This is a genomic window from Rhodococcus spelaei (assembly GCF_006704125.1).
Lineage (GTDB): Bacteria > Actinomycetota > Actinomycetes > Mycobacteriales > Mycobacteriaceae > Rhodococcus_G > Rhodococcus_G spelaei.
This window is the reverse complement of sequence record NZ_VIGH01000003.1, coordinates 367,395-394,389: the sequence shown is the minus strand read 5'-3', so window position 1 is coordinate 394,389 and position 26,995 is coordinate 367,395. Positions and strand designations below refer to the sequence as shown.

Below are 26,995 nucleotides of genomic sequence, written 5' to 3'. Positions count from 1 at the left end.
TCGCCGGTGGACTTCCAGGCCTGGTGGGACTTCATGTCCGCACGCCGCAGCCAGCTGCTCACCGACTCCTATCTCCACGTCAGCGCGGTCGTGCAGTCGATCGTGCTCGCGACGATCATCGCCGTCGGCATCGGCATCCTCGTCTACCGCAGCCCGATCGGCTCCGCCGTCGCCACCGGCCTGGCCAGCACCATCCTCACGGTGCCCTCGTTCGCCCTGTTGGGTCTGCTCATCCCGATCCTCGGCCTCGGTGTGCGCCCGACCGTCACCGCACTGGTGCTCTACGGCCTGCTACCGATCATTCGCAACACCATCATCGGCCTCGCGTCGGTGGACCCGGCGATCACCGACGCCGCACGGGGAGTCGGGATGAACCGCCTGCGCGTGCTCGGACGGATCGAGATGCCGCTCGCCTGGCCGTCGATCCTGGCCGGCATGCGGGTCAGCACCCAGATGCTGATGGGAATCCTGGCGATCGCCGCCTACGCCAAGGGTCCCGGCCTCGGCAACCTGATCTTCTCCGGTCTGTCCCGAGTCGGCAGTCCGACCGCGGTGCCGCAGGCACTGACCGGGACGGTGCTCATCGTCATCCTGGCCCTGATCCTGGACGCGCTCTACGTCCTGCTCGGCCGACTCACCACCTCGAGGGGGATCCGTTGACCGACACCGCATCACGCGACGACACCGCATCGCACAACGGCCACGTGCACGGGGTCGAGATCGTGCTCGAGGACGTGGTCAAGCGCTACCCGGGGCAGGAGTCGGCCGCCGTCGACGGGGTGTCGATGACCATCCCGGCCGGAGAGACGGTGGTCTTCGTCGGCCCGTCCGGCTGCGGCAAGACCACCACGATGCGGATGATCAACCGCCTCATCGAACCCACCTCGGGCAAGATCACCATCGGCGGACGGGATGCACTGTCGATCGACCCCGACCGCCTGCGTCGCGGCATCGGCTACTCCATCCAGCAGGCCGGCCTGTTCCCGCACCTGACGGTCGCCAAGAACGTCGCTACCGTGCCCGGCCTCATCGGCTGGGACCGCAAGCACATCTCCGAGCGCACCGACGAGATGCTCGACCTCGTCGGCCTCGACCCCGACACCTATCGGGATCGGTTCCCCCGACAGCTCTCGGGAGGTCAGCAGCAGCGGGTCGGCGTGGCCCGCGCGCTGGCGGCGGATCCGCCGGTGCTGCTGATGGACGAACCGTTCGGAGCCGTCGACCCGATCACCCGCGGACTGTTGCAGGACGAGCTGATGCGCCTGCAGTCCGAACTCGGCAAGACCATCGTGTTCGTCACCCACGACTTCAACGAGGCCGTCAAGCTCGGTGACCGAATCGCCGTGCTGGGCAGCCAGTCCCACATCATGCAGTACGACACCCCGGAGGCGATCCTGGCGAATCCCGCCAACGACATGGTCGCCGGGTTCGTCGGGGCGGACGCCTCCCTCAAGCAACTGACCCTCAGCCGGGTCCGGGACGTGCGCCTGCTGCAGTGCCCGACCGCCCACGACGGCGATCCGGTCGACGAGTTCCGGCGCGCCCTGCTCGCCCGCAAACGGCAGTGGGGTCTGATCCTGGACCGCCGCGACCGCCCGATGCGCTGGGTCTCCCCCGCGCACCTGACCGGTGTGAACTCGTTGCGCGACATCGGCGATCCGGTCGGCGAGATCGTGTCCGTGCAGTCGACACTGCAGGACGCGCTCGAGGCGCTGCTCGCCGAGTCGAGCGCGTCCACCGTCGTGACGGGACTGCGCGGCGAGTACGCCGGGCTGATCACGATCGACACGCTGGTCGACGCGCTGCGCGAACTGCGTGAGGAACACGCGCACGACCACGACGACGATCTCGACGAGGCCGTCGCGAGCGGGTCGGCTCCCGACGACGTCCCGCACGGGCGGCACGAGGCACCCGAGGACACCGCGCCGTGACCGCGGGCATCGACACCAGCTCCACCGGCCGCGCGGACCGGGTCCGTCTGCTGGCGCAGCCGGTACTGGTGCTGATCCTGGTCGGCGGCGTGTTGGGCTGGGCGTTCAGCCGCGACCTCACCGCCACCCAACAGGCCAGCATCAGCGTGTCCAACCTGGCGCACCTGACCTGGCAGCACGTACTCATCACGGTCGCGGTGGTGGTGATCGTGCTGGTGCTGTCGGTACCGCTGGGCACGCTGCTGACCCGTCCCGGTTGGACCCGCCTCGCTCCGGTGTTCGTCGGGATCGCGAACATCGGCGCCGCCGCCCCCGCGATCGGCCTGCTGGTGCTGTTCTACCTCGCCACCCGGACCACCGGATTCTGGATCGGCGTACTGCCGATCGCCTTCTATTCGCTACTTCCGGTGCTGCGTAACACGATTCTGGGCTACCAGGAGGTCGACCGCACGCTGATCGACGCGGGTCGAGGCCAGGGCATGTCGGCGATGACGGTCCTGCGCCGAGTCGAGTTCCCGATGGCGGTGCCGTACATCCTCGCCGGCCTGCGCACCTCCCTGGTGCTCGCAGTCGGCACGGCCACTCTCTGCTTCCTGGTCAGTGCGGGTGGGCTCGGAATCCTCATCGACACCGGATACAAGTTGCGCGACAACGTGACCCTGGTGGTGGGCGCGGTCCTCGCGGTGTCCCTGGCGCTGCTCGTCGACTGGCTCGGCGCCCTGGCGGAGACCTACCTCGGGCCGAAGGGGTTGCGATGACCCGCCCTCGAAAGGGCCTGCTGCGCAAGGCCGTGACCTATGCAATGGTCGCGGCAACGGCGTGCGCGCTGACGTCCTGTGGGCTCGAGTCCGGAGGGGCACTCCCGTTGAAGGTCGGGCCGGGCAGCATCACGCCCGTCGAGGGACTGGACGGAGTCCCGATCACGGTGGGCTCCAAGGACTTCACCGAGCAGATCATTCTCGGGTACATCATCGAGTTCGCGCTCTCGGCCGCCGGAGCGGACGTCCGCGACCTCACCAACATCCAGGGCTCGAACAGCACCCGCGACGCACAGGTGCACGGCCAGATCGACGTCACCTACGAGTACACCGGTACCGGCTGGATCAACTACCTGGGCCACGAGCATCCGATCCCCGACCCGACCGCACAGTTCGAGGCGGTGCGCGACGAGGACCTCGCGCGCAACGGCCTGGTCTGGACCGACCCCGCACCGATGAACAACACGTACGCGCTGGCCACCAGTCGAGCGACCGCAGAGGCCACCGGGGTGCGGACGCTGTCCGAGTACGCCGATCTGGTCAAGCGCGACCCGGCGGCGGCAGCCACCTGTGTGGAGACCGAGTTCAACGTCCGCCAGGACGGCTATCCCGGCATGGCCGCGGCCTACGACTTCGATCCGGCCAAGGCGCAGAAGCAGATTCTGCAGACCGGCATCATCTACCAGGCCACCGCGGACGGCACACAGTGCAAGTTCGGCGAGGTCTTCACCACCGACGGCCGGATCATCGCGCTGGACCTGGTGCTGCTCGACGACGACCGGTCCTTCTTCCCGAAGTACAACCCCGCCCTGATCATGCGCGAGTCCTTCGCACAGGACCACCCCGAGGTCGCGCAGGTGATGGCGCCGATCTCCGCGGCGCTGACCAACCAGGAGATCACCGAGTTGAACCGCCGGGTCGACGTCGAGGGACTCGAACCCGCCGACGTGGCGCGACAATGGTTGGTGGACAAGGGTTTCGTCACCGCCGTGGACTGACCCGAACGGCCGGTAAGTGTCAGTAGCGGCGGGCGGCGTAGAACGGCATCGAGTCGAGCGGGGTCTTCTTGACCGGCTGCCCCTCGGTGGGGGCGTGTACGACCATGCCGTCGCCCGCGTACAGCCCCACGTGCTCGGCGCCGTAGAACAGCACCACGTCACCGAGTTGCAGGTCACCCCTGCCGACCGGCGCTCCCGCGTTGACCTGGTCGTACGTGGTACGCGGAACGGAGATCCCCGCCTGTCGGTACGCCCACTGGACCAGACCGGAGCAGTCGAAGGCGTTCGGGCCGGTTGCTCCCCAGACGTAGGGCGAGCCGAGCTTGGACTGGGCGGCGTCGAGCGCCTGCTGCCCATGGGTCAGCGGCGCGGCAGGTGCCGCAGGCAGACCCGGTGCGGCCGGCAGACCCGGGATCTCGAAGGCGCCCACCCCCGGGATCGTGATCGGCGCTGCCATCGCCGGAGCCGCAGGCAGTGCCAGTGCTCCGCCGGTGATCGCGGCACCGACAGCGATGACGCGAACCGATCGCCGCAGTCGGTGATCCTGCTTCGCCCTGTGCTTTGCCATGTGACCTGGTCCTCCGAGTTTCTCCGCCGGACCGGGGTGGCCTCGACTTCGAAACACAGAGTTCCTGTCGCTGGGTAACGAAACAGCGGCAGATGTACCTACAGGTATACCTGTTTCCGTTTTGCATTCGTGACACAAGCGTGGTATACGCCGTAAGGAATCGTCCCGGCGGGCACGGACACGTCGGCCGGCTACTCGCCCCCGAACACCCGCTCGACCACGGCCTTCGCCCGACGCGTCACCCGAAGGTAGTTGTCGAGGAACTCCCCCGCGTCCGCGCTGTTCCAACCGGCGACCTGCGCGACCGCCGAGAGCACCCGTCCCGGTCCGGGCAGCTGATCGGACGGCTTGCCGCGCACCAGCACCAGCGCATTGCGCGCCTTGGTGGCGGTCAGCCAGGCCTCGCGGAGCAACTCGATGTCGGTCTCGCTCATCAACTCGGCGGCACCGATCGCATCGAGCGTCTCGAGCGTCGACGTGTTGTGCAACGCCGGCACCTCGTCCGCGTGCCGCAACTGGATCAACTGCACCGTCCACTCGATGTCGGCGAGGCCGCCGCGACCGAGCTTCGTGTGCGTGGCCGGGTCGGCTCCGCGCGGCAGTCGCTCGGAGTCCACCCGCGCCTTGATCCGGCGGATCTCGCGGACCGCCGTCTCGGACACGCCGCCCTCCGGGTAGCGGATCTCGTCGATCATGTGCAGGAACCGCAGACCGAGGTCCGCGTCGCCCGCGACCGTGTGGGCACGCAGCAGCGCCTGGACCTCCCAGGCCTGGGCCCACTGCCGGTAGTAGGCCTGGTACGAGGCGAGGGTGCGCACCACCGGACCGTTGCGGCCCTCGGGGCGCAGCCCGGTGTCCACCTCGAGCGGCGGATCGGTGCTGGGAGCGCCGAGCAGTTTGCGCACCCGGTCGGCAATGGTGTTGGCCCACTTGACCGCCCGCACCTCGTCCTGGCCGGGCAGGGGCTCGCACACGAACAGCACGTCGGCGTCGGAGCCGTAGCCGAGTTCCCCGCCGCCGAGCCTGCCCATACCGATCACCGCGAAGGACGCCGGCGCGGGCTCGCCGCGCTCGGCCTCGCTGGCCCGGATCACCGCGGCCAGTGCCGCACCGAGCACCGCCGCCCACACCGAGGACAACGCGCGGCAGACCTGCGGCACGTCGAGCATGCCGAGCACGTCCGCCGAGGCCACCCGCGCGAGCTCGTGTCGACGCAGCGACCGCGCCGCCGCCACCGCCCGAGCCGGGTCGTCGTAGCGCGCCGAGGACGACAGGATGCCGCGGGCGACCTCGTCGGGGTCGTTGTCGAGCAGTCGCGGGCCGGTCGGTCCGTCGGCGAACAGCCGCAGCACGTCGGGGGCCTTGATCAGCAGATCCGGGATGTATGCCGAGGACCCGAGCACGATCATCAGTCGTTGCGCCACGGCACCCTCGTCGCGCAGCACCCGCAGGTACCAGTCCGCGTCGACCATCGCATCGGACAGTCGGCGGTACGCCAGCAGTCCGGCGTCGGGATCGGGTGTGTCGCTGAGCCATTCGAGAAGAGTCGGCAGCAGCAGGGCCTGGATGCGCCCCTTGCGCGAGGCCCCACCGGTGAGCGCCTTGAGGTGGCCGAGGGCGTTCTCGGGCGCCGTGTAGCCGAGGGCCGCGAGCTGACGGGTCGCCGCGTCCGGGCTCAGCCGGATCGCGTCCTTGTCCAGGCGCGCAACCGATTCCAGCAGCGGGCGGTAGAACAGCTTGGCGTGCAGTCGACGGATCCGCAGCGCGTTGCGCTTGACCTCGGCATTGAGCACGCCGAGCGAGTCGGTGCGACCGTCCGGACGCATGTGGGCGGCGCGGGCGAGCCAGCGCAGTCCCTCCTCGTCGTCGGCGGGCGGCAGCGTGTGCGTGCGCTTGAGCTTCTGCAGCTGCAGTCGGTGCTCGATCAGTCGCAGGAACTCGTACGACGCAGTCAGATTCGCGGCGTCGTCGCGGCCGACGTAGCCGCCCGCGGCGAGCGCGGTCAGTGCATCGATGGTGCTCTGCACCCGTAGCGACTCGTCGGCCCGGCCGTGCACCAATTGCAGGAGCTGGACCGCGAATTCGACGTCCCGCAGGCTGCCGCGCCCGAGCTTGATCTCGCGCTCGCGCAGCTCCGGCGGGACCATCTCCTCGACCCGGCGACGCATCGCCTGGAGGTCGGTGACGAAGTCGTCGCGCTCCGAGGCGGTCCACACCATCGGGTTCAGCGCGTCGACGTACCGCTTCCCCAGTTCGAAGTCGCCGGTGGCGGGGCGCGCCTTGAGCAGCGCCTGGAACTCCCACGTCTTGGCCCAGCGCTTGTAGTAGGCCACATGCGATTCGAGGGTGCGCACCAGCTCGCCGCGCTTGCCCTCGGGCCGCAGCGCGGCGTCGACCTCGAAGAACGCGGACGAGCCCACTCGCATGAGTTCACCGGCGAGCCTGCTGGTGGACGCGTCGGACGGTTCGGCGACGAAGACCACGTCCACGTCACTGACGTAGTTCAGTTCGCGGGCACCGCATTTGCCCATCGCGATCACCGCGAGCCGGGCCGGGCACGGCCCGTCCGGGTAGATCGTCGCCACCGCGACCGCCAGCGCCGCGGTGAGCGCCGCGTCGGCCATGTCGGAGAGCTGGTGGCCGACGGTCTGGTACGGCAGTACCGGTTCGTTCTCGACGACGGCCGCCAGGTCCGCCGCCGCCAACACCATCAACTGGTCGCGGTACGTCTTGCGCAACGCGGCGACCGCTGCGGGGCCGGTGACCCCCGCCCGGTAGACCAGATTCGTCGGGGAGGCCGACCCGTCGGGCTCGGCCTCGACCGCGGCGAGCAGTTCGTCGGTGAGTTCCTTCCGGGAGGGCAACCCCTTGTCCCCGCGCAGCAGTCGCCAACCGGACGGATTCGCCACGAGGTGATCGGCGAACGCGCTCGAGGCACCGATCACCCCGAGCAGTCGGCCGCGCAGCGCACTGTCGCCGCGCAGCGCGGAATCGAGCTCGGCCCAGTCGTCGCCGAGTCCGTCGCGCAGGCGGACCAGGGTGCGCAGTGCCAGGTCCGCATTCGCAGCCCGGGACAGCGACCAGAGCAGTTCGACGCTCTCGGTGTTGACCCAGCCCAGCGCGGCCAAACCCTCGGGCGCGGTCGGTTCGACCAGGCCGAGGCGGCCTGCTCCGGGGATCGTCGAGCGAGCAGTAGGCGGCTTGACCATCGGCGATCTACAGACCGAGGTAGGTCTCGAGCTCGAACGGCGTCACCCGACTGCGGTAGTCCTCCCACTCCCGCCGCTTGTTGCGCAGGAAGAAGTCGAACACGTGCTCGCCCAAGGCCTCCGCGACCAGTTCGGAGCGCTCCATCTCGCGCAGCGCCTCGTCGAGGCTGCCGGGCAGCTCCTTGTAGCCCATCGCGCGACGCTCCGCGGAGGTCAGCGACCACACGTCGTCCTCGGCCTCCGGCGGCAGTTCGTAGCCCTTCTCGATGCCGCGCAGGCCGGCGGCCAGGAGCACCGCGAAGGACAGGTAGGGGTTGCAGGCCGAGTCTGGGCTGCGGATCTCGACGCGGCGCGAGGACGCCTTGTTCGGGGTGTACATCGGCACCCGGATGAGCGCGGACCTGTTCGACGGTCCCCAGGAAGCGGCGGTCGGGGCCTCGCCGCCGTGGATGAGCCGCTTGTACGAGTTCACCCACTGGTTGGTCACGGCGCTGATCTCGCCGGCGTGCTCGAGAATGCCCGCGATGAACGCCTTGCCGGTGTCCGAGAGCTGCATCGGGTCGTCCGGGTTGTGGAAGGCGTTGTTCTCGCCCTCGAACAGGCTCATGTGGGTGTGCATCGCCGAGCCGGCCTGATCGCTGAACGGCTTGGGCATGAACGTCGCCCGCACGCCCTCGGCGATCGCGACCTCCTTGACCACGTAGCGGAAGGTCATCACGTTGTCGGCCATCGACAGCGCATCGGCGTACCGCAGGTCGATCTCCTGCTGTCCGGGCGCGGCCTCGTGGTGGCTGAACTCCACCGAGATGCCCATCGACTCGAGCGCGTCGATCGCATGCCGGCGGAAGTTCGGCGCGGAGTCGTGCACGGCCTGGTCGAAGTAGCCGCCGTTGTCGGCGGGGATCGGCACGCTGCCGTCGTACGGACCGTTCTTCAGCAGGAAGAACTCGATCTCGGGGTGCACGTAGCAGCTGAAGCCGAGGTCGCTGGCCTTGCCCAGCTGGCGACGCAGCACGTGCCGCGGGTCGGCCCACGACGGCGTCCCGTCCGGCATCGCGATGTCGCAGAACATGCGCGCCGAGTGCTGGGCCCCGTCCTTGTGCTCCCACGGCAGGATCTGGAAGGTCGACGGGTCCGGCTTGGCGACGGTGTCCGCCTCCGAGACGCGCGAGAATCCCTCGATGGCCGAACCGTCGAACCCGATGCCCTCGCTGAAGGCACCCTCGAGCTCGGCCGGGGCGATCGCCACGGACTTGAGGTAGCCGAGCACGTCGGTGAACCACAGTCGAACAAAACGGATGTCGCGTTCTTCGAGGGTCCGAAGCACGAATTCCTTTTGGCGATCCATGTCCGCGAGAGTAGGCAAAGTCCGTTAAATCTGTGTTACATCGTGAAATCGGTTACTAACACGTGAGGTCGGGCCGCGGCGCCGTGAGGTTGATCAGGTACTCGACCACCGGGTCGTCGACGCAGGCGACCCCGCTGAGCGCCACCGTGTGCTGGGTGCCGCGATAGGTGATCAGCGATGCCCCGAGCTGCTTGGCCAGGTCCACTCCCGCCTGGTACGGCGTCGCCGGGTCCTCGGTCGTCGAGACCACCACGACCTGCGGCAGTCCCGCCGCCTCGATGGTGTGCGGATTCCCGGTGTGCGGCACCGGCCAGAACGCGCACGCGTCGAGTGGAGCGTTGCCTGTCCCGCGACCGTCGTCGAGGAACGGCGCCGCCTTCCGGTACGCCGAGTCCCCCGCGCCCGCCTCGGCGCGGTCGGTGACCGGCGGGTCGTCGACGCAGCGGATCGCGTTGAAGGCGTCGTTGATGTTGCTGTACTTGCCGTCGTCGGCGCGACCCTCGTACTGGTCGGCCAGCAGAAGCAGGCTGTCGCCACGTCCGTCGGCCAGCGCCGACAACCCACTGCGCAACGCGCCCCAGAGGTTCGGCGAGTACAGCGCCTGCTGGACGCCGGTCGTCGCGTCCTTGTAGCTCAGTCCGCGGGGATCGGTGGTCGCGGCGGGATGGTCGACCAGGGGATCGAGCAGTGCCCGCAGCCGCGCGACCGCCTGACCCGGGTCGGCGCCGAGCGGGCACTGGGACTTCGTCACGCAGTCCGCGACGAACGCGTCGAACGCCTCCTGGAACCCGCCCGCCTGCAGCACCGTCTCCTGGACCGGGTCCTGCGCCGGGTCGATCGCACCGTCGAGCACCAGCGCCCGCACGTTGGCGGGAAAGGTCTCCGCGTAGGTGGACCCGAGCCGGGTCCCGTACGAGAACCCGACGTACGTCAGCTTCTCGTCGCCGAGCACCGACCGGATGACGTCCATGTCCCGCACCACCTCGCGCGTACCCACGTGGGCGAGGAACCCGGCCCCCGAGCGCTGGGCACACTTGCTGGCGTAGTCGGTGTTGCGGGCCTCGGTCTTCGCGATCCCGGCCGGGCTCATGTCCACGTCCGGCTCGGCGCGAACCGCGTCGGACTCGGCGTCGGTCAGGCAGCGGATCTGCGGGGTCGACGCGCCGATCCCGCGCGGGTCGAAGCCGATCACGTCGAATCGCGCGGCGAGGTCGGTGTCCTCGCCCGTGGTCGCGAGGGACAGCCCCGACGCCCCCGGCCCACCCGGGTTGACCAGCATCGAGCCGATCTTGTCGCCGGTCGCGGGGTTGCGCGAGATCGCGATCTCGGCGGTGTCGCCGGTCGGGTTGTCGTAGTCCACCGGGACGGTGACGCGGGCGCACTCGAGCCGGCTGGCCAGCGGACCGTCGGTCTCGAACTCCTCGCACGACCCCCACTGCGGTACCTGCGTGTAGAACTTCTCGAGCCCGGCCGGGACCACCCCGGCGCCCGGCTCGAAGTCCCCCGCCGGGCGCTGCTGCGCGGTCCCGGTGGTCGCGCCGGTGGCCGACCCGTCGACGGCGCTTCCGCAGCCGGCGACCAGCGCCGCGGCGAGCGCTCCCGTGGCCAGGACGAGGGGCAGGCGGCGGTTCGGCGGCATTGGTCGATGGTGCCACGGGTTGCTGAGGATCCCCTGGGAGCGGCTCGTGGCGGACCTGCCGACCCATTTCGGAAGCGTCGGCCCCGGATTCCGGGGCTCAGCCTTCCCAATCGCACACAGGTAGGAACCGGGGACGGTCCGACCGACGTCCAAGACCGCATGACTCCCACTGCAGTGCACGCCATGATGGCGAAGCAGGACGGCATCGTCACGTTGGATCAGGCACTCGCGGCGGGGATGAGTCGAACCGCAGTCGACCGCCGGGTCAGCGGCGGGAGCTGGCGCCGCCTGCACCTAGGCGTGTACCTGCACGCCGACCGTCCACTCACCCACGCCGCGCGGCTGCGAGCAGCCGTGTTCGCCGCAGGTCCGGGCGCGGCGGCCAGCGGCACCAGCGCGGCCTGGTGGCTCGGCCTCACCGACCGGCCACCCACGGACGACTGCGTCACCATTCCTCGCGCCCGCGTCGTGAAGAACCGAGCGGGACTCCGTGTCCGCAGGCGCGACCTCGACTGGACCGACGTCGGAACGGTGCGCGGCCTACGGATCACCGAACTGCCCCTGACCGTCCTGGAAGCGGCCGTCGAACTCCGCGACGGCTCGGTCCTGATGGACCGCGCACTGCAACGACACACGACGTTGCCCATCCTCGAGGCGGTGCACGAACGACATCGCGGACGCCGCGGATCCTCCGCCGCCGCTCGACTGCTGCGGTCAGCAGGCGAGGGCGGGCACAGTGAGGCGGAACGGATGCTGCTGCGATTGCTCCGGGCAGCGGGCCTGACCGGGTGGCGTCCACACGTGTGTAGCTGCGGGTACGAGATCGACGTCGCGTTCGTCCGCGGCCGGATCGCGATCGAAGTCGACGGCTGGGCCTGGCACCGTGACGTGACCCGGTTCAACGACGATGCGAAGCGCCAGAACCGCCTGATCAACTCCGGCTGGCACGTGCTGCGGTTCACATGGCACCAGCTCCGACTCGAACCCGACCTGGTGATCGCGCAGATCACCGAGGCGCTCGGCGACCGCGCCAGGCTGATTCGGGAAGCCTGAACCCCGGTTTCCGGGGCCCAGGCTTCCCGAAACCCTCCCTGCCGGGTGTGACCAATTGCACCGCCGGCGCCGCAACCCGAAATGGCAGACTGAGCGTGTCATCACCCACAACCCGGGGACCCGCACTGGGCCTCGAGGCACGAAAGGGACCCTGATGTCCGACAACACTGCGTCCTTGTACGGTTCCGCGCCCGCTCAGCCGGCCGCGAAGCGAACCAAGATCCGCACCCACCACCTGCAGGCCATGAAGGCCGAGGGCGAGCGCTGGGCCATGCTCACCGCCTACGACTACTCGACCGCCCGGATCTTCGAGGAGGCGGGCATCCCCGTTCTGCTCGTCGGGGACTCGGCCGCGAACGTGGTCTACGGCTACGACACCACCGTGCCGGTCACCATCGACGAACTGATCCCGTTGGTCCGCGGGGTGGTCCGGGGCGCCCCGAACGCGCTGGTCGTGGCCGACCTGCCGTTCGGCAGCTACGAGTCCTCCCCCGAACAGGCCCTCGCGACGGCCACCCGGTTCATGAAGGAGGGCCTCGCGCACGCCGTGAAGCTCGAGGGCGGCGAGCGCGTCGCCCCGCAGATCGCCGCGATCACCGCGGCCGGAATCCCGGTCATGGCGCACGTCGGCTTCACCCCGCAGTCCGTCAACAGCCTCGGCGGCTTCCGCGTGCAGGGCCGCGGCGACGGCGCCGAGCAACTGGTCGCCGACGCCATCGCGGTCCAGGAGGCGGGTGCGTTCTCCGTGGTCATGGAAATGGTGCCGGCCGAGATCGCCGGGCAGGTCACCCGGAAGCTGACGATCCCGACAGTCGGCATCGGCGCGGGCGTCGAGTGCGACGCGCAGGTCCTGGTCTGGCAGGACATGGCCGGCTACACCAGCGGCAAGACCGCGAAGTTCGTCAAGAAGTTCGCCGCTGTCGGCGACGAACTGCGCGGGGCGGCCGCCGCCTACGCCGCCGAGGTTCGCGCGGGCACCTTCCCCGCCGAGGAACACAGCTTCTGATCGCGGCGCGCTCGCGCCGCCGTTCCCCGGCCGGATGGCACACTCGGAGTGTGTTCACCCGACCGGGGAACTTGTTCCGCCTTCCACTGACATCCGCCGACAGACAGGGTGCCCACATGTCCTACCGCCGTATCGCGTTCGCCGTCGCCGGTGCCGCCGCCGTCCTCGCGGTCACCGCCGGATGCGCCGGCGACCCGGCGCCCACCCCGGCACCGAGCGGCAGCGACCACGCGCTGCCCGGCACGACCTCTCCCGGCTCGACCGGCACCGCGGACGTCGAGGGTGTGACGGCCGCGCAGGCGGCCAAGCTGTGCTCGGACATGCAGGCACAGTTGCAGAACTGGCGGACCTACACCCCGACGATCGGCAAGGGCGGGTTGAACACCGTCGTCGGCACCTGGGCCGCGCAGAACGGCATCAACATGATCGACCTGATCGCGCACAAGTCCCGGATCGACGCGATCACCCAGGCGAACTGCGCCGACGTCCGGCAGGGCGCGATGTACGCGCTCGAGATTCCCGACCTCGCCGCCGGGCTGATCGGGTTCTGACGGCCGTGCGGGCACCGTACCCGGCGATCGAGCCGTACGAGTCCGGTCTGCTCGACGTCGGCGACGGCCAACGGATCCACTGGGAGGTCTGCGGCAGTCCCGACGGCAAGCCAGTGGTGTTCCTGCACGGCGGCCCGGGCGGCGGCATCCACGAGGAGCACCGGCGCTTCTTCGACCCGGACGCCTACCGGATCGTGCTGTTCGACCAGCGTGGCTGCGGGCGTTCGACGCCGCACGTCGCGGACGGTGCCGACCTCTCGGTGAACACCACCGGCCACCTGATCGGCGACATCGAGGCCCTGCGTGAGCATCTCGGCGTCGAACGGTGGCAGGTGTTCGGCGGGTCGTGGGGTTCGACGCTGGCGTTGGCCTACGCGCAGACCCATCCGGACCGAGTGACCGAGATTGTGCTGCGCGGGGTGTTCCTGTTGCGCCGCAGCGAGATCGACTGGTACTACAACGGCGGCGCGAGCGCGATCTACCCCGACCTGTGGGAGGGTTTCCTGGCCCCGGTCCCGGAATCCGAGCGCGCCGGCGATCTCGTCGAGGCGTACCACCGACTGCTGCACTCCCCCGACCCTGACGTCGCGCTGAACGCGGCGGTCGCGTGGTCGGCCTGGGAGGGTGCGACGAGCGCGCTGCTACCGAAACCCGAACACGTCGAGCAGAACTCGCAGTCACGCTTCGCGTTGGCGTTCGCGCGGATCGAGAACCACTACTTCCGCCACCGCGGCTTCCTCGACGAGGGCCAACTGCTGCGCGACATCGACGCGATCGCCTCGATACCGGCGGTGATCGTGCAGGGACGCTACGACGTGGTGTGTCCCGCCACCAGCGCCTGGGCCCTGCACCGGGCGTGGCCGTCGGCACGCCTCGTCATCGTCGACGACGCGGGCCACGCGGCCGGCGAGCCCGGCATCACCCATCACCTCGTGGAGGCGACCGACAGCTTCCGCGGGCGTTGACGCCGAGGCCGTGCGGCACCGCCGCCGGTGCGGTAGACCTGAGGACATGGGGAACGCACGAAAGCGGGCCGACGCCGACGCCGTGCTGGACTCGGTCCGCCGCCACAGCGAGCGCCTGACGACGCTCGCCGACCCGGTTCGCCGGGACGAGCCGGACGCGGTGCACCAGATGCGAGTGGCGACCCGCCGGTTGCGCAGCGTGCTCGGCACCTACGACTCGGTGTTCGCGCGCCCGCTCGCGAATCCGGTTCGGGCCGAACTGCGATGGCTCGGCACCGTTCTCGGCGACGCGCGCGACGAGGAGGTGCTGGCCGAGCGGTTCGACGCGCTGCTGGCGGCGCAGCGAGCCGAACTGGTCCGGGGTCCCGTGCGGCACCGGCTCGTGGCCGCCCACCGGACGGGCTACCGCACCGCGCACGAGGAGGTGGTCGCCGCACTCGACGAATCGCGCTACCGGGACCTGCTCGCCGCCCTGGGCGAGCTGTGCACCGGACGGCGACCGTCCGGGAACGGGTCGGTCGCGAAGTCGCTGCGGAGGGCGTACCGGCGACTCGACCGGGCCGGCCGCGACGCCGGGCTGCGACGCGGCTCGAGGGAGTCGGGTCGTCAGCCGGAGCCGGAGCTGGTGCACGCGGTCCGCAAGCGCGCCAAGGCGTTGCGGTACGCGGCCGAAGCCGTCGCGGACAGCCGCCCGAAAGTGGTCCGGGTCGCGGCCGCCGCCGAGGACCTGCAGACAGTGCTCGGCGAGCACCAGGACGCGGTGGTCGCGCAGCGCCACCTCCTCGCCGCAGCGGACCGGGCCCGGGCGGCCGGCGAGGACACCTTCACCTACGGACTGCTCACCGCGGACGAGGCCGAGCGGGGACGGTCGGCGCGCACCGCCGCGCGCGATCGCCTGCGGTCCGTCAGGAAGCGGAGGGACCTGCTGTAGCCGGATACCCGAACGTGACGGTGCGCGCGGCCACGTCCGCCCTCTCGAGGCGCACCGTCACCGTCTCGCCCTCCGGTGGCCCGCCGGCACACTTGGCGATCACCGCGGGCTGTGCGGCGAACACCTCGGCGTCCCGCTTGCCCTCCGCGCCGCGCAGGACCACCGCCTCGAAGTGCTCGCCCTCGCGACCGGCGAGCAGGGTCGCCTCGGTCAGGTCCACACCGGCCCGGTCCACCTTGTTCGCCAGCGAGTCCGACCCCCGCATCACTTCGGGCAAGGTCGGGAGGGCGTCGCGAACCCACTGCGGCACTTCGGTTCCCGCGCAGATCGCGAGGCACACCTCGGTGCTGAACCGGTCCGACAGTCGGCGCAGCGGCGCCGTGACGTGCGCGTACGGGGCACCGATGCCGGCATGGTCCACGAGTTCGGGGACCGTGCCGTCGAAGGCTGCGTAGTCGGCTCCGCGCAACAGCGAGGTGGCCTCGCTCATCACGACCAGCGTGCTCGGGCTGCTCGGGGTGAGCCGGGCCAGGAGCGCACCGACCGGCATCGACGCCGGCCAGTCGATCCCGAGTGCCCGCGCCGTACCGCGCAGGGTGCGGATCGCGGATTCGGCCGGCGGCGGCAGCGTCCGGAGCAGCCCGACCCGGGCGTCGATCATCAACCGCGCCGCGCACATCCCGGTCAGCAGCGAGACCTCGGCGTTCCAGTCGTCGGCCTCGGTGCGCGGATGCAGCTCGAGGCGGAAGCCGTCGCCGTCGGACGCCACCTCCTGCTCGGGCAGCTTGAGTTCGATCGCGCCGCGCTCGAGTGCGGAGGCGAGGCGCAGCTTGCCGAACTCGGGCAGCGCGGCGATCGACGGGTGCAGGGAACCGGACTCCGAGTCGGCCTGCACGCCCGCGTAGTCGAAGCGCGCGACCGAACGGACAAGCGCGCGGGTCACTTCGAACGTCACCGGCTCGGCACGCTCGTCCAGGTCGATCCGCCACAGCGCCGCCGGACGCGTCTGTCCGGGCAGCAGACTCGCCGTGCCCTCCGACAGGATGCGCGGGTGCAGCGGCAGCGAACCGTCGGGCAGGTAGAAGGTCTGGCCGCGACGCCGGGTCTCGCGATCGAGGTGACCACCGGGCACGACCACCGCGGCGACGTCCGCGATCGCGTAGTGCAGCACGAAGCCGGTCGGGGTGCGTTCCAGGTGCAGCGCCTGGTCGAGGTCCATCGACGTCGGCGGGTCGATGGTCACGAGCGCGAGGTCGGTCCGGTCGGTTCGGGTTTCCGCGCACCGGTCCGTCGCCGCCTCGGCCTCGGCGAGTGCGCCGGCCGGGAAGTCGGCAGTCAGCGAGAAGTCGGCCCGGATCGCGCCGAAATCGATTCCGCGCGCAGAGATACGAGTCATCACGAGTGCCGAGCCTATGGCCGGGACGATCAGTTGTTCCAGTCGTCGTCGGACTTGTCCGCCGCCTTGTTGCGTTCGGCGGCGATCTCGAGGGCTCGGGCCGCGGTGGCCCGGTCCGGATAGGGACCCATTCGGTCGACGCCGCGGGCCTCCTTGCCCTGCCGGACGGAACCGTCGGAGATGCAGTAGAACCAGAGGTGGTCGTCGTCGGTCATGGTTTTCAGTGTGCCCGCTGGAGGACCGCCGGGCCATCCGAATCGACACGCTGAAACCAATTCTGGGACTTCCCTTGAGGACGGCTCACAACCGTGAGATTCTTACCCGGCAGCGAGCCACGGTCAGCCGGATTCGGACCCGTGGCTATTGCCGTTTCCGGATTCGCTGTATCGCACCCCCCGCACGAAGGAGAAACCCCCGCATGGCCCCCATGTCCTACCTTCTCTACGACGCACTGCTCCCGCACCTCGGCGACGAGGACGCAAAGCACTGGGCAACCCTCCTGGTGATCAACCCGGTCGGCCCCGGGGAGTAGAGACCCCACACGCTGCGCCTCAATGCCCCCGTCCGGTTCAGACGGGGGCATTGACGTTGTCGCGGCCGCGTCCCGCATCCGCTTCACAGCGGGCTCACAGCACCCGGCCCGATACTGGCGTCATGTCGACGATCAACGGACTTCCCGCACACGTCCTGCTCGTCCATTTCGTCGTGGTGCTCGCACCGCTGACCGCGATCCTGCTGATCCTGTGCAGTGCGTGGCCCGCCGCGCGCCGGCGGCTCGTGTGGCCGACCCTGGCGCTCGCGGCGGTGACCACTGCGCTCACCCCACTCACGACCGACGCCGGTGAATGGCTCGAGCGGCACGTCGACCGCACGCCGGCGGTGCACACTCACACCGACCTGGGCGACACGATGATCTACTTCTCGGTCGCCCTGCTCGCGACAGCCGTGGTGATGGCGATCGTGCACGTCCGCGAGCAACGCTCTGGTGCCGCGGGGCGGGTCGTGACCGCAGTCGTCGTGGCGGTCGCACTGCTCGCGGGCGTGTCGACGATCGTGCAGGTCTACCGGATCGGTGAGTCGGGCACGCGAGCGGTGTGGGGCGATCAGGTGAGCGCGACGGCGACGACGGAGCACCCGCGGTAACGCCGGCAGGCGCACCCGACGGGGTCGGGTTCGCGTGGGGCGGACGAGTTGGTCTGTAAGCCGGATCCTGTTCCCGGCGCCGTGAAGCGCCGGGCGGCGACCATCCATCTGGGCACACCGTCGCCGGGTACCTCGAGCGGTCCACCCGCAGGCTCGGGCGAGCAGCCCTCGAACACCTGCGCAGCCGCACCTTCGAGAAGGTGCGGCCTTCGACCTTGCTCCGGGCGGGGTTTACCTAGCCACCCCAGTCACCTGGGGTGCTGGTGCGCTCTTACCGCACCGTTTCACCCTCACCGGCACCACGCCCCGAAAGGCGCGGGCCGGCGGTCTGTTTTCTGTGGCACTGTCCCGCGGGTCACCCCGGGTTGCCGTTAGCAACCGCCCTGCTCTGTGGAGTCCGGACTTTCCTCGGCGCGAGGCCTGCACGCTCACGCGCACGGTTCCCCTCGCCGCGGCCGCCCGACCAACTCGTCCGCCGGTCCAGACTACTGGGTCACCGCTAGGCTCTGCGCCATGGCTCGATACGTAGCGCTGTTGCGCGGTGTCAACGTCGGTGGCATCAACATCAAGATGGCCGACCTGAAGGCGGCGATCGTCGCCCTCGGCCTCGCGAACGTCAAGACCGTGCTCGCGTCCGGCAACGTCGTGTTCGACACGGACCGAACCGATTTCGCGGGCCTCAAGTCCGACATCGAGAGCTGCCTGCGCCGGACGTTCGGCTACGAGGCGTGGATCGTGCTGCTCGACCAGCCGACGCTCGCGCGGATCGTCGAGGACTTCCCGTTCGAGGCCGATCGCGAGGGCTGGCATCCGTACGTGCTGCTCTCCTCCGACCCGGCCGCGCTCGACGAGCTGTACGCGAACGCCGAGACGCTCGAACTCGCCCCGGGCGAACGCGTCCAACTGGGCGACGGGGTGCTGTACTGGCACGTCGAACGCGGCCAGACCCTCGACAGCCCGTTCGGCAAGAGCACAGGCAAGGCGAAGTACAAGTCCAGCACCACGAATCGGAACCTGCGCACTCTGCGCAAGCTGCTCTGACGGCGTGCCGCCTGGAATACTCGCCCGGTGATCGTCGTGGTGGCCGTCCTGGTCGCATTGGTGCTCGCGGCCGCCATCGCGCGGCCGCACGGACTGCCCGAGGTGGCGGTCGCGGCGCCGGCGGCCGTCGTCGTGCTGGCCATCGGCGCCCTCTCCCCCGCCGAGGCCCTCGACCAGCTCCGGGCGCTCGGGCCGACGGTCGCGTTCCTCGCGGCGATCCTGGTGCTCGCGCACCTCGCCGATGCGTGCGGGGTGTTCCGTTGGACGGCCGCACTGCTGCGCGCGGGCGCGACCGGTAGTCCGACGCGACTGCTCGCTCTGGTGTTCGCCGCGTGCGCGGTGACCACCGCGGTACTGAGCCTCGACGCGACGGTGGTACTGCTGACCCCAGCGGTGCTGGCCACCGCCGTCTCGATGGGGGTGTCGGCACGCCCGGCGAGTTACGCGTCAGCGCACCTTGCCAATTCGGCGTCCACATTGATGCCGGTGTCGAATCTGACCAATCTGCTTGCCTTTTCGGCGACCGGACTGGGCTTCGCCCATTTCACCGCGCTGATGGCGTTGCCCTGGGTCGTCGCGATCGGTCTGGAGTTCGCGGTGGCGCGGCTGTTCTTCGCCCGCGAACTGCGTGGCACGGCAACGACTCCCCCGCCTCCCGCCGGAACGCGACCGGTGCCCGCACCGCGCTGGGCGTTGGCGGTGCTGGCGCTGACCCTGGCCGGCTTCGCGCTGTCCGGGTTGCTCGGTGTGGCGCCGGTGTGGTGTGCGGTGGCCGGGGCCGCGCTGCTGGCGGTCCCGGCGCTGCGGGAGGGTCGGACGAGGCCGCGTCGCCTGCTGGCCGCGGCCGATCCCTTTTTCCTGCTGTTCGTACTCGCGCTGGGTGTGGTGGTCGCCCCGCTCACCGGCGGCGCGGTCGGCGACTGGCTGGCGGGTCTGCTGCCGACCGGCGAGTCCTTCGGCGCGCTGCTGCTCATGGCGGTGGTGGCGGCGGCGGCCGCGAATCTCGTCAACAACCTGCCCGCCACCCTGCTACTGATCGCGGCCCTCGGCCCCGCGGCGCCGACGGGCCTGCTGCTGGCGATGCTGATCGGGGTGAACCTCGGCCCGAACCTCACCTACACCGGATCGCTGGCGACCATGTTGTGGCGACGCGTGGTCGCCCGCGCCGGCCAGCCCGCGGAGATCGGCACCTTCACCCGGTTGGGCCTGGTGACGGTTCCGCTGACGCTGGTCGGCGCGGTCGCCGCGCTGTGGCTCGTCACGCGCTGACGCGCCCGTGCGCGGCGTTCACCCCTGCTGGGGTGCACGCCGCGCACAGTCGCCGAAGGCGCTCTCACACGGTCGCGGGCACCTTCTCGCCGACCGACCGCTCGGCGACGGCACGCTCCTCCGCGTCCTCCTCGATGTCCTCCTCCGCGAACGGGTCACCGTTCCGGGGCGCGTTGTAGAGACCCTCGTCCAGGATCCCCTCCCGCTTGGCGACGATCACCGGGACCAGCGCCTGGCCGGTGACGTTGACCGCGGTGCGGCCCATGTCGACGATCGGCTCGACCGCCAGCAACAGTCCGACTCCCGCGAGCGGCAACCCGAGGGTGGACAGGGTCAGCGTCAGCATCACGGTTGCGCCGGTGGTGCCCGCCGTGGCGGCGGACCCGATCACCGACACCACGACGATCAGCAGGTAGTCGGTCAGGCTCAGGTCCAGGCCGTAGAACTGGGCGACGAAGATTGCGGCGATGGCCGGGTAGATCGCGGCGCAGCCGTCCATCTTGGTGGTCGCACCCAACGGCACGGCGAAGGACGCGTACGCCCGCGGCACGCCGAGGTTGCGCTCGGTGACCCGCTCGGTGAGCGGCAGGGTGCCGATCGAAGAGCGCGACACGAAACCGAGCTGGGTCGCGGGCCACACCCCGGAGAAGAACCTGCGCACCGAAAGGCCGTGCGCGCGAATCAGAATCGGGTAGACGACGAGGAAGACCAGGGCCAGGCCGATGTAGATCGCGGCGGTGAACCAGCCGAGCTGGCCGATCGCGTCCCAGCCGTAGGTGGCGACGGCCTTGCCGATCAGCGCCGCGGTACCGATCGGAGCGATCCGGATGATCCACCACAGCACCTTCTGCACGATCGCGAGCAGCGACGCGTTGAGCTTGAGGAACGGCTCCGCCTTCTCCCCGACCTTGAGCGCGGCGATACCGATCGCGATGGCGATGACCAGCAACTGCAGCACGTTGAAGCTGAGCGAGGTGGTGCCGGTCAGCGCGGTCACCTTGTCCCCGACGACGTCGCCGGCGGTCACCGTGGTCTTGGCTCCGAGTGCGAGGAAGTTCTGCGGCACCAGTCCGGTGAGGAACGCCCACCAGGAGCCCGAGCTCTTCGGCGCGGCCGCCGCGCCGGCGTCGACGGTGGTGTTCGAACCGGGATGCATCACCAGGCCGACCGCGATCCCGATGACGACGGCGACGAAGGCCGTGATCGCGAACCACAGCAGGGTCTGGACGGCGAGGCGGGCGGCGTTGGCGACCTGACGCAGGTTCGCGATGGAGCTGACGATCGCGGTGAACACGAGCGGGATCACCGCGACGGTGAGCAGTGCGACGTAGCTCGATCCGACTGTGGTGAGTGTGCTCGCGAGCCAGTTCGGGTTGCCGTCGTCGGCCTTGGGCATGGAGCGGGCGAGCAGTCCGATCAGGACTCCGGCGACGAGGCCGATGACGATCTGGGTGCCGAACGAGGTTGCCCAGGCGGGCAGGCGCCGACGAGCGGCGGTGGGGGCCGACATGGATGCGGGCCTTTCACTTCGGGGGCGCAGCAGCAGGCACGCTCGAGGTGAGCGTGGGGTGCGCGAGGATGGCTGACGGGGGACGTCCGGCGACGGGTGGCCGGGGGTCAGCGCATACAGACAGCGCTCGACTGCAGACAGTTGTCGACATAGCGTCGACTGGTCAGCAGCGAGTTCACCCGAGAGATGTTACTCCTGCTAAAAATGGCGCTCCGCGACTGTGCGCGATTTGTACCCCAACCGGGGTAAACCGCGCGCACGGGCGGCGAAGCCGCCCCTACAGGTGCGAGGTGTCGTTGACCAGGCGTACCGAGGCTCCACCATCGGGGTAGAACTCGGCGATCGAGAGCGATGCGAGATCGAGGTGAAGGCGGTACAGCAACGACGGCCCGACGTCGAGCGCCAACTGCAGCAGCGTCTTGATCGGCGTGACGTGCGAGACGACCAGCACGTTCTGCCCCGGGTAGTCGCGGGTCAGGTCGGCACGCACACCCTCCACGCGGCCGCGGACCTCGTCGAAGCTCTCGCCCCCCGGCGGGCGCAGCGAGGTGTCGGTGAGCCAGCGACGGTGCAGGTCCGGGTCGTGCTCGGACGCCTCGGCGAAGGTCAAACCCTCCCACTGTCCGAAGTCGGTCTCGGTCAGCCCATCGTGCACCGTGACCGGCAGGCCCAGCGCCGACGCCGCCGCCGCCGCGGTCTGGCGGGCCCGGCCCAGCGGCGACGACACGACGGCCGCGATGCCACCGCGCTCGGCGAGCCGGGTCGCGGCGGAGCCGGCCTGCGCGAGCCCGAGCTCGGTCAGCTGCGGGTTGCCGCGGCCCGAATACCGACGCTCCACCGAGAGCGGGGTCTGGCCGTGCCGGAGCAGCAGCAGTCGGGTCGGCTTGCCCAGTGCGCCAGTCCAACCCGGCGCCGACGGCTGCGCCGGAGCCGGAGCTGCGGCGGTCGCGGGCGCGGTCCGAGCCAGGTCGGCGGGCGCGAGCCCGTCCATCGCCTCGTTCGCCAGCCGGTCCGCGTGCGAGTTCTCCGCGCGCGGAATCCAGGTGTAGGTCACCGAGTCGAACCCCGCGGCCAACTCCCCGGCGCGGCGGGCGAGCGGAATCATGTCCGGATGCTTGACCTTCCAGCGTCCCGACATCTGCTCGACGACGAGCTTGGAGTCCATCCGGACCGACACCGCGCGCGCGCCGAGTTCGGCGGCGGCGGTCAGTCCGGCGATCAGTCCGCGGTACTCGGCGACGTTGTTGGTCGCGATCCCGATGTCCTCGTTGCGCTCGGCCAGCACCGCCCGGTCGGTGGCGTCGAACACGACCGCGCCGTAGCCGGCCGGGCCGGGGTTACCGCGCGAGCCGCCGTCCGCCTCGACGATCACGCTCGCGGCGGAACTCACAGACCGGACTCCTTGGTACGCACCATGATTGCGCTGCACTCGGGGCAGCGGACGACCGTGTCCGCGGCGGTCGCGGCGATCCGGGCGATCTCGCCGCGGTCGATCTCGATCCGGCAGGCTCCGCACCGGCGGGCCTGCAGCAGTGCCGCGCCGACCCCGCCGCCCGACCGCTGGCGGTCGTAGACGGCGAGCAGGTCGGCGGGGAACTCCCCGACCAGCGCGGCCCGGTCGGTCTCGCACCGCTGCTGCGCGGCGTCGATGTCGGCCACCGCGTCGTCGCGGCGACGGGTCGCGTCGATCAGCGCATCGTCGATCTGGCTGAGCTGCCCGCCCGCGTGGTCGTAGTCGGCCTGGGTGGCCTCGCGACGCTCCATCACCTCGAGCAGTTCGTCCTCGAGCACACCCTGCCTGCGGGCGAGGCTGCCGAGCTCGTGCTCGAGTTCGGTGAGGGCCTTGGCGGCCACCGTCCCGGACTCGAGCATCTTCCGGTCGCGCTCCTCGCGCTTGCGGACGGCGTCGACCTCGCCCTCGAGCTTCTTGATGTCGCGGTCGAGGTCGTCGAGGACGATCTGCACGGCGACGGCGGCATCCTTGCGGCCCACCTGATCGGACTCGAGGCGCGCGAGCTCCTCCTGCTCAGGCAGCGTGCGGCGGCGGTGCGCGATCCTCGTCAGCTCGGTGTCGACCGCGGCGAGGTCGAGCAGCTTGGCCTGAATCCGGGGTTCGACGTTCACGCGTGCTTCGCTCCTGCTGTCTAGCGGGTGGGAGGGGGGTGTGCATACCGTACCGCCCGCGACGCCATCTCCAGAACGGGTGATGGGAACCATCAGCCAGTCAGACCGAATGCTGGTTCCCGTCGCCCTGGCGTGGACGCTAGCCGCAGCCGACCGTCCACGGGTCGGTCCGGACCGCCGAGATCGCGGTGGCCCAGCCGGGGACGGTCGCGAACCGCGCCTCGAGCACTCCCCTGGCCTGCGCGCACCAGGGGAACTCGCTGGCCCAGTGCGCGACGTCCACCAGCACCGGGCCGCCCCCGCGCAGGTGCTCGTCGGCCGGGTGGTGACGCAGGTCCGCGGTGACGTACGCGTCGACGCCCGCCGCCCGCGCCGCGCCGAGCAGCGAGTCGCCGGAGCCGCCGCACACCGCCACCGTGCGCACCGGGGTGTCCGGATCGCCTGCCGCGCGCACCCCCCACACCGTCTCGGGCAGGGCGCGGCGCACCCGAGTGGTGAACTCGCGCAACGACTCCGGCTGGTCGAGCTCGCCGATCCGCCCGATCCCGCGCGCCGACCCGGTGTCGGCGAGCTCGAACACGTCGAAGGCCGGCTCCTCGTACGGGTGGGCCGCCCGCAGCGCGGCGAGCACCCGCCGGCGCAGCGACCGCCGGGCGACCACCTCGACGCGGTTCTCGGCGACCTCCTCGAGTCGGCCCGGCTCGCCGAGGGTCGGGTTGGCCGCGTCCCCCGGCAAGAACTGACCGGTGCCCGCGACGGTCCAACTGCAGTCGCGGTAGTCGCCGACCTCCCCGGCACCGGCCGCGAACAGCGCGTCGCGCACCACACCGGTGTCGGCGAGGGGGACCATGACCACCCACTTGTCCAACGGTGCGGACGGCGCCGGGTCCAACGGTCCGGTGACGGTGAGGCCGAGGGCGTGCGCGAGCGCGTCGGAAACACCCGGGTCCGCGGCGTCGGCGTTGGTGTGCGCGCTGTACAGCGCGCAACCGGAACGGATCAGCCGGTGCAGCAGCGCCCCCTTCGGGGTGTGCGCGCCGACGGTGTCCACTCCGCGCAGCAACAGCGGGTGGTGCACGACCAGCAGCTGCGCGCCCCAGGCGAGGGCCTCGTCCACCACGGGCGCGGTGGCGTCGACGGCGAACATCACCCGGGTGGCGGCGTCGGCCGGATCACCGCAGACCAGGCCCACCGAGTCCCAGCTCTCCGCGAGCGACGGCGGGTACGCCTCCTCCAGCACGGAGATCACCTCGGACAGGACAACACTCATGTCAACACCTCCGTCAACGCCGCCACCAGCATGCTCACGGGCTCTGCCGCCCGCACTGCCACTCTCACGTGGTCGGGGCCGAGTCCGGGGAAGGTGTCCCCGCGCCGGACCGCGATCCCCCTCTCCCGCAGTTTCTTTCGGACCAGGTCACCGTCCGGCACCCGCAACAGCAGGAATGGTCCGCACGCCGGACCGGACACCGAAATGCCTGCGGCGGTCAGCATCTCGACCATCTCGGCACGCTCGATCTCGATGGTCCGCGCCTCGCGCTGGGCCCACTCGACGGCGGCCGGTTCGCAGCAGGCCCGGATCGCCTCCACCTGCAGGCTGCCCAGCGGCCAGTGCGGCCGACCGACCTGCAACTGCGCCAGCAACTCCGGCGGCCCGAGGACGTACCCACACCGCAGGCCGGCCAGGGCGAAGGTCTTCGTGAGGCTGCGCAGCACCAGCACGTCCGGCAACGACATCCCGGCCAGCGACTCGGGTTCGCCCGGCACGGCGTCGGCGAACGCCTCGTCCACCACCAGGATCCGTCCGGGCCTGCGCAGTGCCAGCACGTCGGCGGCCCGGTGCTGCACGGAGGTCGGGTTGGTCGGGTTGCCCAGGACCACCAGGTCGGCGGACCCGGGCACCGACGCCGGGTCGAGGCGATACGGCGCGTCCAGGACCACCCGCTCCACCGGGACACCCGCCTCGCGCAGTGCCCACTCCGGTTCGGTGAACGAGGGGTGCAGCAGCACCGCCGCGGACGAGCCGAGCCGCGGCAGCATCGCGAACCCCTCGGCGGCGCCGGAGAGCAGCAGCACCTCCTCGCGGCGGCGGCCGTGCCGCGCCGCGACCTGGTCCCGCGCGGCCTCCTCCGCCGCGACCGACGGGTAGCGGCCCAACGTCGCGATGCCCGCGAGCAGACGCTCGGCGAGCCAGTCCGGCGGGCCGTCCCCGCGCACGTTCACCGCGAAGTCGAGCAGTCCGGGCTCGGCGTCGACGTCGCCGTGATGTCGCAAATCGGTCCGCTCGTCCACGGGGGCAGTTTATGGCGGCGGTGTCCTGGGCGTGCATGGGGTGACCGTGCGCCAACGGGCAGGATGGAAGGGTGACCCCGACCGACACCACGGTGACGCTGTTCGACCTCGACGGAACGCTCACCGACTCCGCACCCGGCATCCTCGCCGGCTTCCGGCACGCCCTCGCCACCGTCGGCGTCGCCGCGCCGGAGGGCGACCTGCTCGATCGGGTGGTCGGGCCGCCGATGATCGACACCCTGCGCTCGCTCGGCCTCGACGAGGCGGCCGCGCAGGCCGCCCTGACCGCCTACTTCGACCGCTACGACCACATCGGCTGGGCGGAGAACGCGGTCTTCGACGGGATCGAGGAGCTGTTGACCTCGCTCGCCGAGAGCGGGACGCGTCTGGCGATCGCGACCTCCAAGTCGGAGCGCTTCGCCAACCGCATCCTCGAGCACTTCTCGTTGGCTCGGCACTTCGAGGTGATCGCCGGCGCCAGCGACGAAGGCACCGGCCGGCGGGCCAAGGCCGACGTCATCGAGCACGCGCTGCGCGGGCTCGGCGTCGAGCCCACCACCGCCGCCGACGGCGGCACCGCGGGTGTGGTGATGGTCGGTGACCGCGAACACGACGTTCACGGCGCCGCGCACTGGGGTATCCCGACTGTGTTCGTCGGCTGGGGGTACGGCACCGATCGTGAGGCCGCCGACGCCCACTGGAGCGTCGACAGCGTCGACGAACTCGGACGGGTCCTCGACGAGCGACGGGTCCGCGATGAGCACTGAGTCCTCGATGCGCACTGACCGCGTGCTGCACATCACCTTCGTGTGCACCGGCAACATCTGCCGCTCCCCGATGGCGGAGAAGATCCTGCTCGGCAGCCTGCGCGAGGCGGGCCTGGACGCGCAGGTCCGGGTCAGCAGCGCGGGCACCGGCGACTGGCACGTCGGGCACGAGGCGGACGAGCGCACCAACGAGGTGCTGCGCGCGCACGGCTACCCGACCGGGCACCGGGCCGCTCAGCTCGACGACGACCACCTGGGCGCCGACCTGGTGGTCGCGCTGGACACCGGGCACGACCGCGCCCTGGCCCACCTCGGGGTGCCGACCGAACGGCGACGTCTGCTGCGCAGCTTCGACCCGGATGCGGACGGCGACTCGGTGCCCGACCCGTACTACGGCGACACCGACGACTTCGAGTTGGTCCGCGAGCAGATCGAGGCGGCGGTGTCCGGGCTGCTGGCGTGGGTGCGCGACCACCGGTAGCTCGGGCCGGTCCGT

Annotated in this window: 25 protein-coding genes and 1 other RNA gene; 14 read left to right on the top strand and 12 right to left on the bottom strand. The window is 70.7% G+C overall.

Going from position 1 to position 26,995, the window contains the following annotated elements:
* The first annotated feature begins 6 nt into the window (after positions 1 to 6).
* From FK531_RS08615 to FK531_RS08600, 4 genes are read left to right on the top strand one after another with little or no spacing between them, the layout of a single operon-like run.
* Positions 7 to 660, top strand: a complete 654-nt coding sequence (locus FK531_RS08615; protein WP_142097691.1) for an ABC transporter permease — start codon at positions 7 to 9, stop codon at positions 658 to 660.
* Positions 657 to 1,931 carry an ABC transporter ATP-binding protein gene (locus tag FK531_RS08610; RefSeq protein WP_142097688.1) on the top strand — a complete coding sequence of 425 codons (1,275 nt, stop codon included), beginning with the start codon at positions 657 to 659 and terminating at the stop codon, positions 1,929 to 1,931. The genes FK531_RS08615 and FK531_RS08610 overlap by 4 nt, the downstream gene beginning before the upstream one ends.
* Positions 1,928 to 2,689, top strand: a complete 762-nt coding sequence (locus FK531_RS08605) for an ABC transporter permease (protein ID WP_142097685.1) — start codon at positions 1,928 to 1,930, stop codon at positions 2,687 to 2,689. The genes FK531_RS08610 and FK531_RS08605 overlap by 4 nt, the downstream gene beginning before the upstream one ends.
* A 44-nt stretch (positions 2,690 to 2,733) precedes the next feature.
* Positions 2,734 to 3,687, top strand: a complete 954-nt coding sequence (locus FK531_RS08600; protein WP_246098057.1) for a glycine betaine ABC transporter substrate-binding protein — start codon at positions 2,734 to 2,736, stop codon at positions 3,685 to 3,687.
* Between the two features lie 19 nt (positions 3,688 to 3,706).
* Here FK531_RS08600 and FK531_RS08595 read toward each other — a convergent pair whose 3' ends face one another.
* The 4 genes from FK531_RS08595 to FK531_RS08580 all read right to left on the bottom strand — a co-directional run bounded on the left by FK531_RS08595 (position 3,707) and on the right by FK531_RS08580 (position 10,451).
* Positions 3,707 to 4,255: a C40 family peptidase gene (locus FK531_RS08595; RefSeq protein ID WP_142097680.1), complete on the bottom strand. Its 549-nt coding sequence runs from the start codon at positions 4,253 to 4,255 to the stop codon at positions 3,707 to 3,709.
* 191 nt (positions 4,256 to 4,446) lie between these two features.
* Positions 4,447 to 7,464, bottom strand: coding sequence for a bifunctional [glutamine synthetase] adenylyltransferase/[glutamine synthetase]-adenylyl-L-tyrosine phosphorylase (locus tag FK531_RS08590; protein WP_142097677.1), 3,018 nt, complete (start codon positions 7,462 to 7,464; stop codon positions 4,447 to 4,449).
* 7 nt (positions 7,465 to 7,471) lie between these two features.
* Positions 7,472 to 8,812, bottom strand: coding sequence for a type I glutamate--ammonia ligase (glnA, locus tag FK531_RS08585; RefSeq protein ID WP_142097674.1), 1,341 nt, complete (start codon positions 8,810 to 8,812; stop codon positions 7,472 to 7,474).
* 55 nt (positions 8,813 to 8,867) lie between these two features.
* A complete protein-coding gene (locus tag FK531_RS08580) occupies positions 8,868 to 10,451 on the bottom strand; it encodes an alpha/beta hydrolase (RefSeq protein ID WP_142097671.1) in 1,584 nt (527 codons plus the stop codon).
* Positions 10,452 to 10,610: 159 nt separating this feature from the next.
* On the opposite strand from FK531_RS08580, the gene FK531_RS08575 reads away from it, so the two are divergent.
* From FK531_RS08575 to FK531_RS08555, 5 genes are all read left to right on the top strand, one after another.
* Positions 10,611 to 11,504: a type IV toxin-antitoxin system AbiEi family antitoxin domain-containing protein gene (locus FK531_RS08575; RefSeq protein ID WP_142097668.1), complete on the top strand. Its 894-nt coding sequence runs from the start codon at positions 10,611 to 10,613 to the stop codon at positions 11,502 to 11,504.
* A gap of 154 nt (positions 11,505 to 11,658) precedes the next feature.
* On the top strand, positions 11,659 to 12,510 hold the full coding sequence (gene panB, locus FK531_RS08570; RefSeq protein WP_142097665.1) for a 3-methyl-2-oxobutanoate hydroxymethyltransferase: 852 nt from the start codon (positions 11,659 to 11,661) through the stop codon (positions 12,508 to 12,510).
* 116 nt (positions 12,511 to 12,626) lie between these two features.
* The gene (locus FK531_RS08565; RefSeq protein ID WP_142097662.1) at positions 12,627 to 13,061 is read left to right on the top strand and encodes a hypothetical protein; all 435 of its coding nucleotides are present in this window, start codon (positions 12,627 to 12,629) and stop codon (positions 13,059 to 13,061) included.
* A 5-nt stretch (positions 13,062 to 13,066) separates the two neighbouring features.
* Positions 13,067 to 14,026 carry a prolyl aminopeptidase gene (pip, locus tag FK531_RS08560; RefSeq protein ID WP_435531029.1) on the top strand — a complete coding sequence of 320 codons (960 nt, stop codon included), beginning with the start codon at positions 13,067 to 13,069 and terminating at the stop codon, positions 14,024 to 14,026.
* 46 nt (positions 14,027 to 14,072) lie between these two features.
* Positions 14,073 to 14,957, top strand: coding sequence for a CHAD domain-containing protein (locus FK531_RS08555; protein ID WP_142097659.1), 885 nt, complete (start codon positions 14,073 to 14,075; stop codon positions 14,955 to 14,957).
* Here FK531_RS08555 and FK531_RS08550 read toward each other — a convergent pair.
* Together FK531_RS08550 and FK531_RS08545 are read right to left on the bottom strand one after the other, a co-directional pair.
* The gene (locus FK531_RS08550) at positions 14,932 to 16,353 is read right to left on the bottom strand and encodes an RNB domain-containing ribonuclease (protein ID WP_142098225.1); all 1,422 of its coding nucleotides are present in this window, start codon (positions 16,351 to 16,353) and stop codon (positions 14,932 to 14,934) included. The genes FK531_RS08555 and FK531_RS08550 overlap by 26 nt on opposite strands.
* 29 nt (positions 16,354 to 16,382) lie before the next feature.
* Positions 16,383 to 16,568, bottom strand: a complete 186-nt coding sequence (locus tag FK531_RS08545; RefSeq protein WP_142097656.1) for a hypothetical protein — start codon at positions 16,566 to 16,568, stop codon at positions 16,383 to 16,385.
* A gap of 439 nt (positions 16,569 to 17,007) precedes the next feature.
* Here FK531_RS08545 and FK531_RS08540 point away from each other — a divergent pair, with 439 nt between their 5' ends.
* Positions 17,008 to 17,496: a DUF2231 domain-containing protein gene (locus FK531_RS08540; protein WP_142097653.1), complete on the top strand. Its 489-nt coding sequence runs from the start codon at positions 17,008 to 17,010 to the stop codon at positions 17,494 to 17,496.
* 40 nt (positions 17,497 to 17,536) lie between these two features.
* Here FK531_RS08540 and rnpB read toward each other — a convergent pair.
* Positions 17,537 to 17,967: RNase P RNA component class A (gene rnpB / locus FK531_RS08535), an RNA gene on the bottom strand.
* Between the two features lie 42 nt (positions 17,968 to 18,009).
* Here rnpB and FK531_RS08530 point away from each other — a divergent pair.
* Positions 18,010 to 18,537 carry a DUF1697 domain-containing protein gene (locus FK531_RS08530; RefSeq protein ID WP_142097651.1) on the top strand — a complete coding sequence of 176 codons (528 nt, stop codon included), beginning with the start codon at positions 18,010 to 18,012 and terminating at the stop codon, positions 18,535 to 18,537.
* A gap of 27 nt (positions 18,538 to 18,564) precedes the next feature.
* A complete protein-coding gene (locus FK531_RS08525) occupies positions 18,565 to 19,806 on the top strand; it encodes an SLC13 family permease (protein WP_142097648.1) in 1,242 nt (413 codons plus the stop codon).
* A 64-nt stretch (positions 19,807 to 19,870) separates the two neighbouring features.
* Here the strand turns inward: FK531_RS08525 and FK531_RS08520 are convergent, their stop codons facing one another.
* The 5 genes from FK531_RS08520 to cobC form a co-directional block, all read right to left on the bottom strand.
* A complete protein-coding gene (locus FK531_RS08520) occupies positions 19,871 to 21,316 on the bottom strand; it encodes a dicarboxylate/amino acid:cation symporter (protein WP_142097645.1) in 1,446 nt (481 codons plus the stop codon).
* Positions 21,317 to 21,593: 277 nt separating this feature from the next.
* Positions 21,594 to 22,706, bottom strand: a complete 1,113-nt coding sequence (locus FK531_RS08515; protein ID WP_142097642.1) for a bifunctional RNase H/acid phosphatase — start codon at positions 22,704 to 22,706, stop codon at positions 21,594 to 21,596.
* The gene (locus tag FK531_RS08510; RefSeq protein WP_142097639.1) at positions 22,703 to 23,440 is read right to left on the bottom strand and encodes a zinc ribbon domain-containing protein; all 738 of its coding nucleotides are present in this window, start codon (positions 23,438 to 23,440) and stop codon (positions 22,703 to 22,705) included. Before FK531_RS08510 ends, FK531_RS08515 begins: the two co-directional genes overlap by 4 nt.
* A 139-nt stretch (positions 23,441 to 23,579) precedes the next feature.
* A complete protein-coding gene (locus tag FK531_RS08505) occupies positions 23,580 to 24,710 on the bottom strand; it encodes a Nif3-like dinuclear metal center hexameric protein (RefSeq protein WP_142097636.1) in 1,131 nt (376 codons plus the stop codon).
* The gene (gene cobC, locus FK531_RS08500; RefSeq protein ID WP_142097633.1) at positions 24,707 to 25,732 is read right to left on the bottom strand and encodes an Rv2231c family histidinol phosphate aminotransferase CobC; all 1,026 of its coding nucleotides are present in this window, start codon (positions 25,730 to 25,732) and stop codon (positions 24,707 to 24,709) included. The genes FK531_RS08505 and cobC overlap by 4 nt, the downstream gene beginning before the upstream one ends.
* A 71-nt stretch (positions 25,733 to 25,803) precedes the next feature.
* Between cobC and FK531_RS08495 the strand changes: the two genes are divergently transcribed.
* Positions 25,804 to 26,499 (top strand): HAD hydrolase-like protein, encoded by a 696-nt coding sequence (locus tag FK531_RS08495; RefSeq protein WP_142097631.1) that lies wholly within the window; start codon positions 25,804 to 25,806, stop codon positions 26,497 to 26,499.
* 7 nt (positions 26,500 to 26,506) lie between these two features.
* Positions 26,507 to 26,980 (top strand): low molecular weight protein-tyrosine-phosphatase, encoded by a 474-nt coding sequence (locus tag FK531_RS08490; RefSeq protein WP_142097628.1) that lies wholly within the window; start codon positions 26,507 to 26,509, stop codon positions 26,978 to 26,980.
* Positions 26,981 to 26,995: the final 15 nt, after the last annotated feature.